This is a genomic window from Pseudomonas sp. HMSC076A11, from assembly GCF_001810205.1.
Taxonomy (GTDB): domain Bacteria; phylum Pseudomonadota; class Gammaproteobacteria; order Pseudomonadales; family Pseudomonadaceae; genus Pseudomonas; species Pseudomonas aeruginosa.
On the sequence record NZ_KV800316.1, the window covers coordinates 1 to 15,395 of the forward strand.

The following is a 15,395-nucleotide window of genomic DNA, read 5'->3' on the forward strand; positions in this document are numbered from 1 at the left end:
AGACTGGGCGGTATGTGGAGAGTGATCCGATTGGACTAAGTGGGGGAGTGAACACATACGGATATGTACAGGGAGCCCCCCTCAACCGTATTGATCCTTTAGGTCTAGCAGCAATAGAGATTGATATTCCTAAATCAGCATACGATTGGATACCCGGAAATATTCGATTACCTGCGGGAAGACTGTTAGGGGGAGTATTGCTGGTGGCTAGTATTTCCGGAGCTACGCCACAAGCTGACAGCGATACAAAAGAGCAAAACTGCCCAAAAGACTGCCCGCCGTGCAAGACAATTAGCGGCAGGATCATTCCTGTTGGAACCTTGGGCTATAGACCATTAGACATTATTCCAGACGACGAAATGCAACACGGGGTTTATGGATCTCATCACAACATGTTTGTTGCCAATCAGAACCCCAACAATTGCCGATGCTTCTGGCAGAAGAAAAACTACGTATTAAAACCTGAGCAGCTACCGAAAAACGCAGTTCCAGTAGGGCCGTTTATAAACTGAGGTTACTCATGAGATATTCAAATGGAAAAAAAGTAGAGCTGGGAGACAAAATTGATCTTGGCGACGGAGATACAGCTATAATTGTCGGAATCATTGATGAGAATCTCTACTCAGAAGAATACCCCAAAAGTGATTGGGAATACTTAAAATCAGGACTATTGATGCTCACAAGAGACTCAACACTACTCCACTACCCAAAAATAGAAGACGAGATAAAACTAATAAGCAGAAAAGCCAAGTAAATTGAAGGTCTCCAACCATCTTTAAGACCAACTTAAACCTTGTCGCATTCCAGATGGTGTCTTTGATGCTAATTACGGCGAGCTTGCAAGCATGCTGGCAGGCTTAGTTAAGTCAAACCTCGATATCGAACTGGGGGAGCTGTGGCGCCGGCCCGGTCCCCTTTATGGTCCGTAGCTCAATTGGTTAGAGCATCCCCCTCCTAAGGGGAAGGTTGGAGGTTCGACCCCTCTCCGGGACGCCATTTCATGCTCTGCTCCAGCTTCCCTCGCCGCTTCGCCAGTCCGCTTGCCGTCACTTTCTCCGATAGCTTTTCTTGCCGCCCGGCGTCAGGCAGTACACCCCTCCGCGCGAGAGAAAAGGGGACAGATTTATTTTTACTACTCTAATTTCAGCGACTGCGCCCACGCTGAACTACTCAAAGCAAATAACTCGCTAAACCATGCGCCCTTGCCTAGGCATCGCGAAATTCCTTTACGGCATCTGAACTGGAGTCTCCATGCTAGAAAAATTAGAGTAGAGAAAATAAATCTGTCCCCTTTATGGTCGTCCCCTTTATGGTCGTATGAGGAATGTTCGGGTGGAAGCGTTAAGATCACTAGCGCCGGGGCAGAATCTCTGACAGTACCTATGCGACCTACACCAATACTGATGGCACAACCCTGAACCTAACCGCAGGACGGTACGCCGAGCTTTGAAGCAATGAACAGCTGGATCCTGAAGTGAATCGTAGCCACAGAGATGTGGCTATCGGCTACAATCGGCGCCTGTCAGTCTGGAGGATGCCATGTACGCGATGCTCACCGGTGCAACCCTGCTCATATTTGCAGTGGCTGCGAGGCTTCTAGCGCGTAGCGCCATACACCCCTCGGTCGCTATGCCTATCACCTGGGGGCTAGGTCTCATCGGTGTCAGTCTAGCATCGTTGATAGGGTTCTACCGTGTCGAGTCTGATGCACTGCTAATTTTTCTGTTTGGTGTGATGTCATTCTCCCTCTCCGCTGGGTGTTTCTCGTTTCTTTACAACGGTTACTTTCGTGCGCCGAGTTCAAATTTTCTGTTCGATAGCGAACTTCGGACCAGGGCGCTCGTAATCTTTTTCTGCTTGGCGCACATCGTATTTCTTACGGTAATTTATAGAGACTTGTCTTCTATAGCTCCAACACTGCGCGAGGCTGCGTATATGGCGCGCGCCCAGTCTGTATCCGGTGAGCCCGTTTTAAGCTCGCTCTCAATGAACTATTTACAGCTTGGACAGACCGTCATACCACTTGTGGTTTTACTATACTTGCGCGGTAAGTGTGGAGTCCTAGGCTTCTTGGCTATATCTGTTCCATGGATGGGGGTTATCTTGCTCGCAAGTGGTCGAGCATCACTTATGCAGATGCTTGTCGGGTTATTCTTTATCTACATACTTGTCAAGGGGAGTCCTTCTTTAAAAAGCCTTCTTGTAATAGGTTTGGCAATGTTTTTAGTTATTGCTGTTGGCGCTGTCGCTACATCCAAGATTCAATTTCATGAAGGTGATGGGATCTCGACTCTTTTCATAGAGCTCTATCGTCATGTGGCGGGATATGCTTTGCAAGGGCCTGTTCTCTTCGATAGGTACTATCAGGGCTCAATACATTTAGAGCCATATTGGTCGCCGCTAAATGGCTTTTGCAGCATATTGGCTACAGTTGGTCTCTGCCAGAAACCCCCTCTTCATCTTGACTTCTATGAGTATGCGCCTGGTGAACTCGGCAACGTTTACTCGATGTTCTTCTCAATGTATCCGCACTATGGCGCTTTGGGCGTAATAGGAGTGATGGCTCTGTATGGAATGCTTTGCTCTTATGCATACTGTAAAGCGAAGAAAGGTAGCCTATACTTTACAGTCCTTTCCTCGTACCTCTTTTCTGCCATTGTCTTTTCCCTGTTCAGTGACCAGATATCCACCTCCTGGTGGTTCTACGTCAAGATGACAATAATTCTTGGAATTCTGTGCTTCGTATTCAGGCGAGATCGAATGTTCGTGATCCGCCTTCCACAAGCTGGGTAATCATCAGTGGTTTGTATTGTGCTGTATATGGCTTTCGTTAGAAATCCCTCTCAAACTCCCTAGCATCTGCATCAATGGCGTCCCTCTTCGGGACGCTATGTGCCAAACTTCCGTCGTTCTGCGTTGCAGGAAAGAATATCTCCATACCATATCTCGTATGCATATGCGCCAACTCCATAAGGAGAGAAATTATTTGGCAATGAGCTAATATTCGAGTGAATTTCATGCTTCTTGCCGTTAATGTGTAGACAGTATTTATTACCTGGGCTCTACCTTGGGGACTCCCCGCATCGCTCCTGATGTCTCTGAGCTTGTTTTCACCTCTTGGGATTGCCTTGCCGCCTGTCTTCGTCACCATCGGGGCGCGGCAAGCGACTGTTTCCAGTGCCTGACTGTGTAGAATTCCCATAGAGGCTTGGTACGTCGCCCAGAAGGCTGGATGCTTCGGATGCCGTTTGCATACGCTTGTCACTTCCATGTTTTACATAACGATACATGAACCTTGACAGCTCCTTCCGACGGGGCTTATAAGTGGCGCCATCAGGTCGTGCGCATCAGCGTCGATGTCGCGGGACCGAACCTAACGCATACGCACAGAGCAAATGGGCTCTCCCGGGGTTACCCGGGAGGGCCTTTTTTCTTCCCGAAAAAATAACAACAAGAGGTGATACCCATGCGTCACGGCGATATTTCCAGCAGCAACGACACCGTCGGAGTGGCGGTGGTCAACTACAAGATGCCGCGCCTGCACACCGCGGCGGAGGTCCTGGACAACGCCCGGAAGATCGCCGACATGATCGTTGGCATGAAGCAGGGCCTGCCCGGCATGGACCTGGTGGTGTTCCCCGAGTACAGCCTGCAGGGCATCATGTACGATCCGGCGGAGATGATGGAAACCGCGGTGGCGATCCCCGGCGAGGAAACCGAGATATTCTCCCGCGCCTGCCGCAAGGCCAACGTCTGGGGCGTATTCTCCCTCACCGGCGAACGGCACGAGGAGCATCCGCGCAAGGCGCCGTACAACACCCTGGTGCTGATCGACAACAACGGCGAGATCGTCCAGAAGTACCGCAAGATCATTCCCTGGTGCCCCATCGAGGGCTGGTATCCCGGTGGCCAGACCTACGTCAGCGAAGGGCCGAAGGGCATGAAGATCAGCCTGATCATCTGCGACGACGGCAACTACCCGGAAATCTGGCGCGACTGCGCGATGAAGGGCGCCGAGCTGATCGTGCGCTGCCAGGGCTACATGTATCCGGCCAAGGACCAGCAGGTGATGATGGCCAAGGCCATGGCCTGGGCCAACAACTGCTATGTGGCGGTGGCCAACGCCGCCGGCTTCGACGGCGTGTATTCCTACTTCGGCCACTCGGCGATCATCGGCTTCGACGGTCGTACCCTCGGTGAGTGCGGCGAGGAGGAAATGGGTATCCAGTACGCCCAGCTGTCGCTTTCGCAGATCCGCGATGCGCGCGCCAACGATCAGTCGCAGAACCACCTGTTCAAGATCCTCCACCGCGGCTACAGCGGCTTGCAGGCGTCCGGCGATGGCGACCGGGGCCTGGCGGAGTGTCCGTTCGAGTTCTACCGCACCTGGGTCACCGACGCCGAGAAGGCGCGCGAGAATGTCGAGCGACTGACCCGCTCGACTACCGGTGTGGCGCAATGCCCGGTCGGCCGGCTGCCCTACGAGGGACTGGAGAAGGAGGCCTGACGGCAGACGCCGCCAGCCCGGCGTGCCGTCGTGCGGCACGCCGTCTCCGCCATTTCCCCCTGTGGCAGAAGGAGTTTCATCCATGCCTTTTCTGAGCGACATGCTCGACCAGTCCCGCCGGCAGCAGGACGAGGAACAGGCCCTGGCGCGGGAGAATCTTGCCGAGGCAAGTCTGCTCCAGGCCCACCTGAGTCACCGCAGCGCCCTGCACAGCCGTTTCCGTTTCGACCCGGCGGCGGTGATGGACTGCCTGCGCGCCGAGGTGCTCGGCCAGGAACCGGCGCTACAGGCCGTCGAGGACATGCTCAAGGTGGTTCGCGCGGACATCGCCGACCCGCGCCGTCCGCTGTTCAGCGCGCTGTTCCTCGGCCCCACCGGGGTCGGCAAGACCGAGATCGTGCGCGCCCTGGCCAGGGCCCTGCACGGCGACGCCGAGGGGTTCTGCCGGGTGGACATGAACACCCTGTCCCAGGAGCACTATGCCGCCGCCCTCACCGGTGCGCCGCCGGGCTACGTCGGGGCGAAGGAGGGCACCACCCTGTTGGAGCAGGACAAGCTGGACGGCAGTCCCGGGCGCCCCGGCATCGTTCTCTTCGACGAACTGGAAAAGGCCAGCCCGGAAGTGGTCCATGCGTTGCTCAACGTACTCGACAACGGCCTGCTGCGGGTCGCTTCCGGCGAACGCACCTACCATTTCCGCAATACCCTGGTGTTCATGACCAGCAATCTCTGCGCCCATGAGATCCAGCGCTACGACGAGCGTCGCCAGCGCCTGCCCTGGCGCCTGCTGCCGGTCGGCGGCGAGCGCCGGCGGCGGGACATCGACGGGATGGTCCGGGCCCGGCTGCTGAAGACTTTCTCGCCGGAGTTCGTCAATCGTCTCGATAGCGTGGTCACCTTCAACTGGATCGAACGCGACGTCGTCGCGCGTCTGGTCGAGCTGGAGGTGCAGCGGCTCAACCGGCGCCTGGAGAAGCATCGCTGCCGCCTGGAGGCGACCCCGGAGGTGCTGGCGAAGATCGCCCGCGCCGGCTTCGACCGGCAGTTCGGCGCCCGTGCGTTGCGCCGCAGCGTCCGTCATCATCTCGAGGTACCGCTGGCCGAGCATCTGCTCGACCACCACCAGCCGGGCGACGGGAACTGCACGACCTACCTGGCGAGCCTGGAGCACGAGCGGGTTCGCTTCGTGCGGCGCTGAGCGACAGTCACAGGAGAGGAAACGGATGGGATCGCACCAGGAGCGGCCGCTGATCGGCCTGCTGTTCTCCGAAACCGGCGTCACCGCCGATATCGAGCGCTCGCAGCGCTATGGCGCATTGCTTGCGGTCGAGCAACTGAACCGCGAGGGCGGCGTCGGCGGTCGCCCGATCGAAACGCTGTCCCAGGACCCCGGCGGCGACCCGGACCGCTATCGGCTGTGCGCCGAGGACTTCATTCGCAACCGGGGGGTACGGTTCCTCGTGGGTTGCTACATGTCGCACACGCGCAAGGCGGTGATGCCGGTGGTCGAGCGCGCCGACGCGCTGCTCTGCTACCCGACCCCCTACGAGGGCTTCGAGTATTCGCCGAACATCGTCTACGGCGGTCCGGCGCCGAACCAGAACAGTGCGCCGCTGGCGGCGTACCTGATTCGCCACTACGGCGAGCGGGTGGTGTTCATCGGCTCGGACTACATCTATCCGCGGGAAAGCAACCATGTGATGCGCCACCTGTACCGCCAGCACGGCGGCACGGTGCTCGAGGAAATCTACATTCCGCTGTATCCCTCCGACGACGACGTGCAGCGCGCCGTCGAGCGCATCTACCAGGCGCGCGCCGACGTGGTCTTCTCCACCGTGGTGGGCACCGGCACCGCCGAGCTGTATCGCGCCATCGCCCGTCGCTACGGCGATGGCAGGCGGCCGCCGATCGCCAGCCTGACCACCAGCGAGGCGGAGGTGGCGAAGATGGAGAGCGACGTGGCAGAGGGGCAGGTGGTGGTCGCGCCTTACTTCTCCAGCATCGATACGCCCGCCAGCCGAGCCTTCGTCCAGGCCTGCCATGGTTTCTTCCCGGAGAACGCGACCATCACTGCCTGGGCCGAGGCGGCCTACTGGCAGACCTTGTTGCTCGGCCGCGCCGCGCAGGCCGCAGGCAACTGGCGGGTGGAAGACGTGCAGCGGCACCTGTACGACATCGACATCGACGCGCCCCAGGGGCCGGTCCGGGTGGAGCGCCAGAACAACCACAGCCGCCTGTCTTCGCGCATCGCGGAAATCGATGCGCGCGGCGTGTTCCAGGTCCGCTGGCAGTCGCCCGAACCGATTCGCCCCGATCCTTATGTCGTCGTGCATAACCTCGACGACTGGTCCGCCAGCATGGGCGGGGGAGCGCTCCCATGAGCGCCAACTCGCTGCTCGGCAGCCTGCGCGAGTTGCAGGTGCTGGTACTCAACCCGCCGGGAGAGGTCAGCGACGCCCTGGTCTTGCAGCTGATCCGCATCGGTTGTTCGGTGCGCCAGTGCTGGCCGCCGCCGGAAGCTTTCGATGTGCCGGTGGACGTGGTCTTCACCAGCATTTTCCAGAATCGCCACCACGACGAGATCGCTGCGCTGCTCGCTGCCGGAACTCCGCGCACTACCCTGGTGGCGCTGGTGGAGTACGAAAGCCCCGCGGTGCTCTCGCAGATCATCGAGCTGGAGTGCCACGGCGTGATCACCCAGCCGCTCGACGCCCACCGGGTGCTGCCTGTGCTGGTATCGGCGCGGCGCATCAGCGAGGAAATGGCGAAGCTGAAGCAGAAGACCGAGCAGCTTCAGGAACGCATCGCCGGCCAGGCCCGGATCAACCAGGCCAAGGCGTTGCTGATGCAGCGCCATGGCTGGGACGAGCGCGAGGCGCACCAGTACCTGTCGCGGGAAGCGATGAAGCGGCGCGAGCCGATCCTGAAGATCGCTCAGGAGTTGCTGGGAAACGAGCCGTCCGCCTGAGCGATCCGGGCCGACCAGAACAATAACAAGAGGGGTATCGTCATGATGCTGGGACTGGTTCTGCTGTACGTTGGCGCGGTGCTGTTTCTCAATGCCGTCTGGTTGCTGGGCAAGATCAGCGGTCGGGAGGTGGCGGTGATCAACTTCCTGGTCGGCGTGCTGAGCGCCTGCGTCGCGTTCTACCTGATCTTTTCCGCAGCAGCCGGGCAGGGCTCGCTGAAGGCCGGAGCGCTAACCCTGCTATTCGCTTTTACCTATCTGTGGGTGGCCGCCAACCAGTTCCTCGAGGTGGACGGCAAGGGCCTCGGCTGGTTCTGCCTGTTCGTCAGCCTCACCGCCTGCACCGTGGCGATCGAGTCGTTCGCCGGCGCCAGTGGTCCGTTCGGCCTGTGGAACGCGGTCAACTGGACAGTCTGGGCGTTGCTCTGGTTCTGTTTCTTCCTGCTGCTGGGGCTGTCCCGCAGCATCCAGAAGCCGGTGGCCTACCTGACCCTGGCCAGCGCCATATTCACCGCCTGGTTGCCCGGCCTGCTGCTGCTCGGGCAGGTGCTCAAGGCATAGCAGGAAGTCGGAAAGGGATGGCGGCTTGCCGCCATCCCGTCCCTTCCGAACTCCTAGCCGAGCGGCCAGTTGATCACCACGACGGCGTCGTTGTAGTCGTTGTCGGTGCCGTCTTCAGAGCCGACCAGGGCGAAGTTCAGCTCGTTGGTCAGGATTACCTGTGCCGAGACCAGATCCGAGGGGCGGCCGTTGACGCTGACCTGGACCTGTACCTTGCCACTGCTGCCGGAGTTGAGCACCTGGGTGCCGATGACGGCGTTATTGGTGCTTTGCCCGCTGAAGGTCGCGGCCGTCTCGTTGTTGACCAGCACGTTCACCGTCTGGGTTCCGGACGAGTTGGCGAAGGCGGTGACGCCGAACCGGGTGTTGGCGGGAAGGGTGAACACTCCTTGTGTTGCCATGGTGTATCTCCACTGAATACCTGGCCTGCCTTTTCAGGCAGCCGTCTGGCGCGCGGTATGGCGTGTCGGGAGAAATCCGCAGTCCTTGGCGGCAGGCGATGCGCAGGCAGGAAGGACGCATCGTTCAGCCAATCTACGCCGTCGACCGGGCGCGACCACTGCTAGAGTTCGCAGGAGGGCTACAGGGGTGTCCTGGCACTGGCGATGCATGGCCCGGTGCCGGACTGCGGCAGCGGCCTGCCGTGCCGGCTCGTTCGATTGTTACGCTGTCTGTAACGATCTATTGCCGATGCCGGCAGGCCAGGGGCGATTGTCTCGAAATATACTGCGTCACCTGGTCGCCGCAGCGGCGACGGCTACCCACTGGCCGTCGTCCGGGTCGCCGGTTCCATCCCGGCCGCGCCAACCCCCGCATTCAGGCCCCGCTGCGGCGACTGCATTCCCGCTGGATTCGAGGCTCGTACCCTATGACTCCCGATCAACGATTTGCCCGTTGGGTTCAAGTCGCTATCGCGGTATTCGTGTTGCTGTTCGTCTACTTCCTGGTCGCCGACCTGTGGATGCCGCTCACCCCGCAGGCCCAGTTGACCCGGCCGGTGGTGCGCGTCGCGCCGCGTGTCAGCGGTCAGGTCGCCGAGGTGCTGGTGTCCAACAACGGCCACGTGCAGCCCGGCGAAGTATTGTTCCGCCTCGATCCCGAGCCTTTCCGACTGGCCGTGCGCCAGGCCGAACTGGCACTGGAGGAAGCCGAGCGCACCAACCGCGAGCTGGATGCCGCCATCGCCTCGGCCAAGGCCGACCTCCTGGCCGCGCGCAGCAGCGCCGGCGAGCTGGACAGCGAGGCGCGCCGCACCGCCCAACTGGTGCAGCGCCACCATGTGTCGCAGCAGATGCACGAGCAGGTCAGCGCCCAGGCCCAGGCCGCCCGTGCCCGGGTCGCCGCGGCCCAGGCGCGGATCGGCGAGCTGACCGCGCGACGCGGCACGGCCGGCGAGGACAACCTGCGCCTGCGCCAGGCGCGTAACGCCCTGGCCCAGGCCCGTCTGCAACTGCAATACAGCAGCGTCCGGGCCGACCGCGCCGGGACCCTGAGCAACCTGCAACTGACCCCGGGCACCTACGTTCCGGCCGGTACGCCGGTGGCGGCGCTGGTGGACGACCGCATCGACATCGTCGCCGACTTCCGCGAGAAATCGCTGCGCTACGTGCGCCCTGGCGACCGTGCGGCGGTGGTGTTCGACGCGCGTCCCGGCGAAGTGTTCGGCGCGCGGGTGGCGGCCATCGACGCCGGGGTCAAGGAGGGCCAGCTGGACGCCAACGGCGACCTCGCCGCGCCGGTCACCTCCGACCGCTGGGTCCGCGACGCTCAGCGCCAGCGCCTGCACGTGGTGCTCGACGAACTTCCCGAAGGCTTGCTGCCCACCGGTGCCAAGGCCACCGTGCAGCTGTATCCCGGCGACGGCTTGAGCCACCTGCTCGGTCGCGCGCAGATCGTCGCCATCAGCCTGCTGCACTACGTCTACTGACGCCATGCCGGCCAAGCTCGCGATGTCCGCCAACGACCTGCGTCAGTGCCTGCGCATCGCCGGCGGCGGCACCCTGGGGTTCTTCGTCTGCAAGCTGATGAACTGGGACTACGGCTCGTTCTTCGGCGTCTACCCGATGCTGCTGCTCGGCCTGACGCCGGTGATCAACCTGCACATCGTCCGCCAGTTCCTCGCCAACTCGGTGGTGATCAGCGTCGAGGTACTGGTGCTGTACGGGTTGTTCGGCGACCGGCCGCTGCTGATGACGCCTATCGTCTTCGGCCTCTTCGTCTACCGCTTCGCCCTGATGGCGCGCGGCCCGCTGTTCTTCTTCGGCGCACTGAGTTCGGTGTTCCTCTCGATGCTGCTGCACTTTGCCAGCTATCCGGACGTCGATCTGTTCGACATGCTCGCCAGCAACATGGTCGCCACCTGGCTGACGGTGGCCATCGCCGTGCTGATGTTCTACCTGTTCCCCGACGTCGAACCGCGGTCGCCGCGCCAGGCGCCGGCCAAGGACGCCCCCAGCCGGCGCCACGAGACGCTGCTCGGGGCCACGGTGGCAACCTTGTCCTTCGTGGTCTTCCAGACCTTCGACCTGAAGGACTCGCTGTCGGCGCAGATCGCCTCGATCCTGGTGTTGTTTCCCATGCACTGGAAGGGCGTGCACTTCGCCGGGCGCATCCGCGCCCTCGGTACGCTGCTCGGCTGTGCGCTGGCGGTGGGCTTGCAGGTGCTGCTCTACGATCACTACGACATCCTGCCCTTCGTCGCCCTGTTGCTGTGGATCTCGGCGATGTTCTGCGCGCGCATCCACATGCTGGAGAACGGCGTACCGGGGATCGGTTTCGGCGCGCTGACCACCCTGGCGATCGTCCTCGGCCAGTACCTGACGCCAACCCACGACATGATGTACAGCGTGCTCTACCGATTTACCTCGGTGTGCTTCGCGGTGCTGATCACGTTGATGACGGTGCTGGTGATCCACCTGTTCCTCAACCGCTTCGCCGCCACCCGGCACTACAGCCACTGAGGCCTCAGGCGCGCCGGCCCGGCCAGTTGACCAGCGCGACGCCGAGCATCACCAGCAGCATGCCGCCGATCGCCGCCGGCGCCAGGCGCTCGTCGAACAGCAGCCAGGAGGCCAGCGCGGTCACTGGCGGCACCAGGTAGAACAGGCTCGCCACCTTCGACGCGGCGCCATGCCGGATCAGCGTGTAGAGCAGGCCGACGGCGCCGAACGAGAGTCCCAGCACCAGCCAGCCGAGGGTCAGCACGAACGGCGTGCTCCACTGCACCTCGCGGCTTTCGAAAAGCAGGGCGGCGAGGCCGAGCAGGGCGCCGCTGGCCAGGTACTGGACGACGCCGCCGGTGCGCAGGTCCATGCCGCCGCAGAAGCGCTTCTGGTACAGCGTGCCGCAGGTGATCGCCGCCAGTGCCACCAGCACCGCGGCCCAGGCCAGGCCGTCGGCGCCACCGTGGATGCGGCCGAGTACCACCAGGGCTACGCCAGCCAGGCCGAGCGCCAGTCCCAGCCATTGCCGGCGGCTGACCTGCTCGCCGAGCCAGATGCCGGCCAGGGCCGCGGTAGCCAGCGGTTGCAGGCCGACCAACAGGGAGGTCAGGCCGGCCGACATGCCGTGCTCGATGGCGAGGAACACCCCGCCCAGGTACAGGCCATGGACCAGCAGGCCGGCGACCGCGACATGCCCGGCCAGCCGTGCCGAGCCCGGCCAGGGCGCACCGCTGAGCAGGGCGAAGGCGGCCAGCAGGGCGGCCGCGAGGAGCAGGCGGATGGCCAGGAAGGTGAAGGGCTCGGCGTACGGCAGGCCGAACTTGGCGCCGAGGAATCCAGTGCTCCAGAGCAGCACGAAGAGCAGCGGCATGCCGCTGCCGAGCCAGGCGGGTGTGCGCATGCAAGGTCCTCGTCGGGAGGTGGCGGGACGGTCGTGGCGCCCCGCGCGTGTCGGTGTCAGTCCAGCAGCGAGCGGCCTCGCTCCAGGTAGGCGCGCATTTCCGTCTCGGGCACCATGCCGCCGCCGGTGGCCCAGACCAGGTGGGTGGCATTGGCCAGGCGCGCCGAGGTCAGCCCCATGCGTTCGCGATAGCCCTGCGGCTCACGGGTGACCCGGGCGATGCCCGGCGCGCCGGCCAGGGCCGAGGGTTCCAGGCGGATGCCCTGGCTGCGCTCGAGCAAGGCGAGCAGGCGGAACAGTTCGTCGTCGTCCACCGTGTAGTAGCCGTCGAGCAGGCGCTGCATGGCGCGGCCGACGAAGCCCGACGGACGCCCCACCGCCAGGCCATCGGCGGCGGTGCGGTTGTCGATGCCGAAGTCCTGCACCGAAACCTGCTCGTGGCGGCCGGTATAGACGCCGAGGAACATGCAGGGCGAATGGGTCGGCTCGGCGAACAGGCAGTGCACCGCGTCGCCGAACGCCAGCTTGAGGCCGAAGGCCACCCCGCCGGGACCGCCGCCGACCCCGCAGGGCAGATGGACGAACAGCGGGTGCTCGCTGTCGACGCGGATGCCGGCGGCGTCCAACTGGCCGCGCAGTCGCTCGGCGGCGACGGCGTAGCCGAGGAACAGGTCGCGGGAGTTTTCGTCGTCGACGAAATGGGTGTAGGGATCGCCGGCCGCTTCGCGGCGGCCCTGTTCCACCGCGACACTGTAGTCGGAGGCGTACTCCACCACCGTCACGCCGTGGGCGCGCAGCTTGTCCTTCTTCCACTGGCGGGCGTCGGCGGACATGTGCACGCTGGCCTGGAAGCCCAGCGCGGCGCCGATGATGCCGATGGAAAGGCCCAGGTTACCGGTGGAGCCCACCGCTATCCGGTGGCGGGCGAAGAATGCCTGGCAATCCGCCTCGGCCAGCCGCGAGTAGTCGTCGTCGAGGCCGACCAGGCCGTGCTCCAGGGCCAGGCGCTCGGCATGGGCGAGCACTTCATAGATGCCGCCGCGGGCCTTGATCGAGCCGGAGATCGGCAGGTGGCTATCGCGTTTCAGCCAGAGCCGGCCGGGCAGTTCGGCGGCGTAATGCTGGCGCAGGGCATCGTGGAAGGTGGCGACCTCGACCAGGTCGGACTCGATGATGCCGCCGCTGGCGGCGGTTTCCGGAAACAGCCGGGCGATCAGCGGGGCGAAGCGCTGCAGGCGGGCGCTGGCGTCGGCCACGTCGGCGGCGCCGAGGCCGACGTCGGCCAGGGCTTCGGCGCTCGGCGCGATGGCCGGGTTGAACCACTCGCTCGGACGCAGGGCGATGAGGTCGGCCAGGCGCGGGAATTCGGCGAGCCAGTCGGCCTTGGGTGTTCCGAGAATCAACGGCAGTACTCCTGTGGCGGGTAGGGCGGCGAAGGCACAGAGGATATACGCCTGGCCGGCGTTTTTCCTCGTACCCGGCAGGCAAGGCAGAACGCCTCTGCGGCGAAAGGCTTTGCACACGCGAGAATGTGCCGCATGCTTGATATCTTGAACAAGCGATGCGTATTTTGTACGCGGCCGCCGCCCGGTGCGGCATCCGCGATACCAACAAGGATAAGAAGTCATGACTATCGAAGGCCAAGGCTCACTCGCCGAACGGCTGGCTGGAGTTGAAGAAATCGAATGCGTCACCCCCGACCTCAACGGGGTGCCGCGCGGCAAGGTGATGACCGGCGAGGGCTTCCTCAGCGGCCGGCGCCTGCAGCTCGCCCGTGGCGTGCTGCTGCAATGCATCATGGGCGGCTACCCGCCGGCGCGCTTCTATGGCAGCGACGATGGCGACCTGGCGCTGGTCGCCGAGCCGACCCAGGTCCATCGCCTGCCCTGGAGCAACACTCCGCGCGCCTTCGCCATCTGCGATGCGCAGGAACTGGATGGCACGCCGTCCGGGCTGTCCACCCGCGGCCTGCTCAAGCAGGTGGTGGCGCGCTACGCCGCCCACGGCTGGCAACCGGTGGTGGCCACCGAACTGGAGTTCTTCGTCTTCGCCCCGAACACCGATCCCAACGAGCCGTTCCAGGCCCCGCTGGGGCCGGATGGCCGGCGCGAGCTGGGCTATTCGGCCTTCAGCGTGTCTTCCAACAACGGCCTGCGGCCGTTCTTCGAGGACGTCTACCGCTGCATGGATGCGCTGGGCCTGGTGCGCGACACCTTCATGCACGAGATGGGCACCAGCCAGTTCGAGATCAACTTCCTGCATGGCGACCCGGTCCTGCTGGCCGACCAGACCTTCCTGTTCAAGCACCTGCTCAAGGAGGTCGCGCTCAAGCACGGCCTGATCGTGGTGTGCATGGCCAAGCCGCTGGCGAAGACGCCGGGCAGCTCGATGCACATCCACCAGAGCATCGTCGAACTGGACGGCGGGCGAAACATCTTCAGCGAAGCCGATGGCGAGCCTTCCGCCGCGTTCCGCCACTTCATCGGCGGCCAGCAGGCCTGCCTGGCGGACTTCACGCCCTTCTTCGCGCCGCATGTGAACTCCTTCCAGCGCCTCTGCCATCCCTACGCTTCGCCGAACAACGCCTGCTGGTCCCACGACAACCGCGCCGCCGGCCTGCGCATCCCGGCCAGCGGAGCTTCCGCGCGGCGCGTCGAGAATCGCCTGCCGGGCGCCGACGCCAACCCTTACCTGGCCATCGCCGCCAGCCTGGCCGCCGGTCTCTACGGTCTGGAGCATGAACTGGAGCCGAGCCCGGCGATCCAGGGTGAGTTCGAGGTACCGGAGGAGTTGACCCTGCCTTGCACCATGTACGACGCCCTGCGGCGCCTGAAAGGCAGCGCGCTGGCGCGCGAACTGTTCGGCAGCGAGTTCGTCGAAGGCTACGTGGCGACCAAGAGCATGGAGCTGACCAGCTTCTTCGACGAGATCAGCCCCTGGGAGCGTCGCGTCCTGGCAGCCCAGGCCTGATCCACCGTGGTACTTTCCTAGCCCTGTGTCACCCCCTGCCGCCTCGCGGCGGCAGGGTCGTGGTGTCGGGTGCCGGCTTCGGCATCCCGCGTCCTGTCCCGGGGCCTCCCCGGGACTCCAACGCTGTGCGAGCCGGGCAGTCCGCGAGCGGCGCCGGCTCCCTTGTACGGGACCGGAGGTCCGATGCGGCGGATTTTCTTCTCTTTTCGCGCTCTCTATTTCGCTACCCTGCTGATGCTCACCGGCTCCGGCCTGCTCAGCACCTACCTGGCGCTGCGCCTGGCGGCGGACAAGGTCGACGGCCTGTGGGTCGGCGCGCTGATGGCAGCCAACTACTTCGGCCTGGTGCTGGGCGGCAAGGTCGGTCACCGGCTGATCGCCCGGGTCGGCCACATCCGCGCCTACGTCGCCTGCGCCGGGGTGGTCACCGCCGCGGTCCTCGGCCATGGCCTGCTGCCCTGGCTGCCGGCCTGGATCGCCTTGCGCATGGTGATGGGCCTGGGCCTGATGTGCCAGTACATGGTGATCGAGAGCTGGCTCAACGAG

The 15,395-nt window shown here is 63.3% G+C and carries 14 protein-coding genes, 1 tRNA gene and 1 pseudogene; 13 read left to right on the top strand and 3 right to left on the bottom strand.

Going from position 1 to position 15,395, the window contains the following annotated elements:
* The 9 genes from HMPREF2716_RS29050 to HMPREF2716_RS22245 all read left to right on the top strand — a co-directional run.
* A partial coding sequence (locus HMPREF2716_RS29050) for an RHS repeat domain-containing protein (RefSeq protein ID WP_305884712.1) occupies positions 1 to 512 on the top strand: 512 nt, incomplete at its 5' end.
* Positions 513 to 520: 8 nt separating this feature from the next.
* Entirely contained in the window at positions 521 to 754 is a 234-nt protein-coding gene (locus HMPREF2716_RS29470) for a hypothetical protein (protein ID WP_010791872.1), read from the top strand.
* Between the two features lie 167 nt (positions 755 to 921).
* Positions 922 to 996 (top strand) — tRNA-Arg (locus HMPREF2716_RS22215).
* Positions 997 to 1,539: 543 nt separating this feature from the next.
* A complete protein-coding gene (locus HMPREF2716_RS22220; RefSeq protein WP_003122406.1) occupies positions 1,540 to 2,793 on the top strand; it encodes an O-antigen polymerase in 1,254 nt (417 codons plus the stop codon).
* 673 nt (positions 2,794 to 3,466) lie between these two features.
* Positions 3,467 to 4,507, top strand: coding sequence for an aliphatic amidase (locus tag HMPREF2716_RS22225; protein WP_003091756.1), 1,041 nt, complete (start codon positions 3,467 to 3,469; stop codon positions 4,505 to 4,507).
* An 82-nt stretch (positions 4,508 to 4,589) separates the two neighbouring features.
* Positions 4,590 to 5,705 (top strand): AAA family ATPase, encoded by a 1,116-nt coding sequence (locus tag HMPREF2716_RS22230; protein ID WP_003098718.1) that lies wholly within the window; start codon positions 4,590 to 4,592, stop codon positions 5,703 to 5,705.
* A 25-nt stretch (positions 5,706 to 5,730) separates the two neighbouring features.
* Positions 5,731 to 6,888 carry an aliphatic amidase expression-regulating protein AmiC gene (amiC, locus tag HMPREF2716_RS22235; RefSeq protein WP_003452962.1) on the top strand — a complete coding sequence of 386 codons (1,158 nt, stop codon included), beginning with the start codon at positions 5,731 to 5,733 and terminating at the stop codon, positions 6,886 to 6,888.
* Positions 6,885 to 7,475: a transcriptional antitermination factor AmiR gene (amiR, locus tag HMPREF2716_RS22240; RefSeq protein ID WP_003098722.1), complete on the top strand. Its 591-nt coding sequence runs from the start codon at positions 6,885 to 6,887 to the stop codon at positions 7,473 to 7,475. Before amiC ends, amiR begins: the two co-directional genes overlap by 4 nt.
* Positions 7,476 to 7,517: 42 nt before the next feature.
* Positions 7,518 to 8,036: an AmiS/UreI family transporter gene (locus HMPREF2716_RS22245; protein WP_003098725.1), complete on the top strand. Its 519-nt coding sequence runs from the start codon at positions 7,518 to 7,520 to the stop codon at positions 8,034 to 8,036.
* A gap of 53 nt (positions 8,037 to 8,089) precedes the next feature.
* Here HMPREF2716_RS22245 and lecB read toward each other — a convergent pair whose 3' ends face one another.
* Positions 8,090 to 8,437, bottom strand: coding sequence for a fucose-binding lectin LecB (lecB, locus tag HMPREF2716_RS22250; RefSeq protein WP_003098728.1), 348 nt, complete (start codon positions 8,435 to 8,437; stop codon positions 8,090 to 8,092).
* A 467-nt stretch (positions 8,438 to 8,904) separates the two neighbouring features.
* Between lecB and HMPREF2716_RS22255 the strand changes: the two genes are divergently transcribed.
* Together HMPREF2716_RS22255 and HMPREF2716_RS22260 are read left to right on the top strand one after the other, a co-directional pair.
* Positions 8,905 to 9,963 (top strand): HlyD family secretion protein, encoded by a 1,059-nt coding sequence (locus HMPREF2716_RS22255; RefSeq protein ID WP_003119629.1) that lies wholly within the window; start codon positions 8,905 to 8,907, stop codon positions 9,961 to 9,963.
* Positions 9,964 to 9,985: 22 nt separating this feature from the next.
* Entirely contained in the window at positions 9,986 to 10,996 is a 1,011-nt protein-coding gene (locus tag HMPREF2716_RS22260; RefSeq protein ID WP_003122410.1) for a DUF2955 domain-containing protein, read from the top strand.
* Between the two features lie 4 nt (positions 10,997 to 11,000).
* On the opposite strand, the gene HMPREF2716_RS22265 is transcribed toward HMPREF2716_RS22260, so the two are convergent.
* Together HMPREF2716_RS22265 and dsdA are read right to left on the bottom strand one after the other, a co-directional pair.
* Positions 11,001 to 11,879, bottom strand: a complete 879-nt coding sequence (locus HMPREF2716_RS22265) for a DMT family transporter (RefSeq protein ID WP_003098734.1) — start codon at positions 11,877 to 11,879, stop codon at positions 11,001 to 11,003.
* 56 nt (positions 11,880 to 11,935) lie between these two features.
* Complete coding sequence (gene dsdA, locus HMPREF2716_RS22270; protein WP_014602658.1) at positions 11,936 to 13,282, bottom strand: D-serine ammonia-lyase; 1,347 nt, start codon at positions 13,280 to 13,282, stop codon at positions 11,936 to 11,938.
* 325 nt (positions 13,283 to 13,607) lie between these two features.
* On the opposite strand from dsdA, the gene HMPREF2716_RS22275 reads away from it, so the two are divergent.
* Entirely contained in the window at positions 13,608 to 14,849 is a 1,242-nt protein-coding gene (locus tag HMPREF2716_RS22275; protein WP_003119633.1) for a glutamine synthetase family protein, read from the top strand.
* 183 nt (positions 14,850 to 15,032) lie between these two features.
* Positions 15,033 to 15,395: pseudogene (locus tag HMPREF2716_RS22280) on the top strand (MFS transporter); the annotation flags it as partial.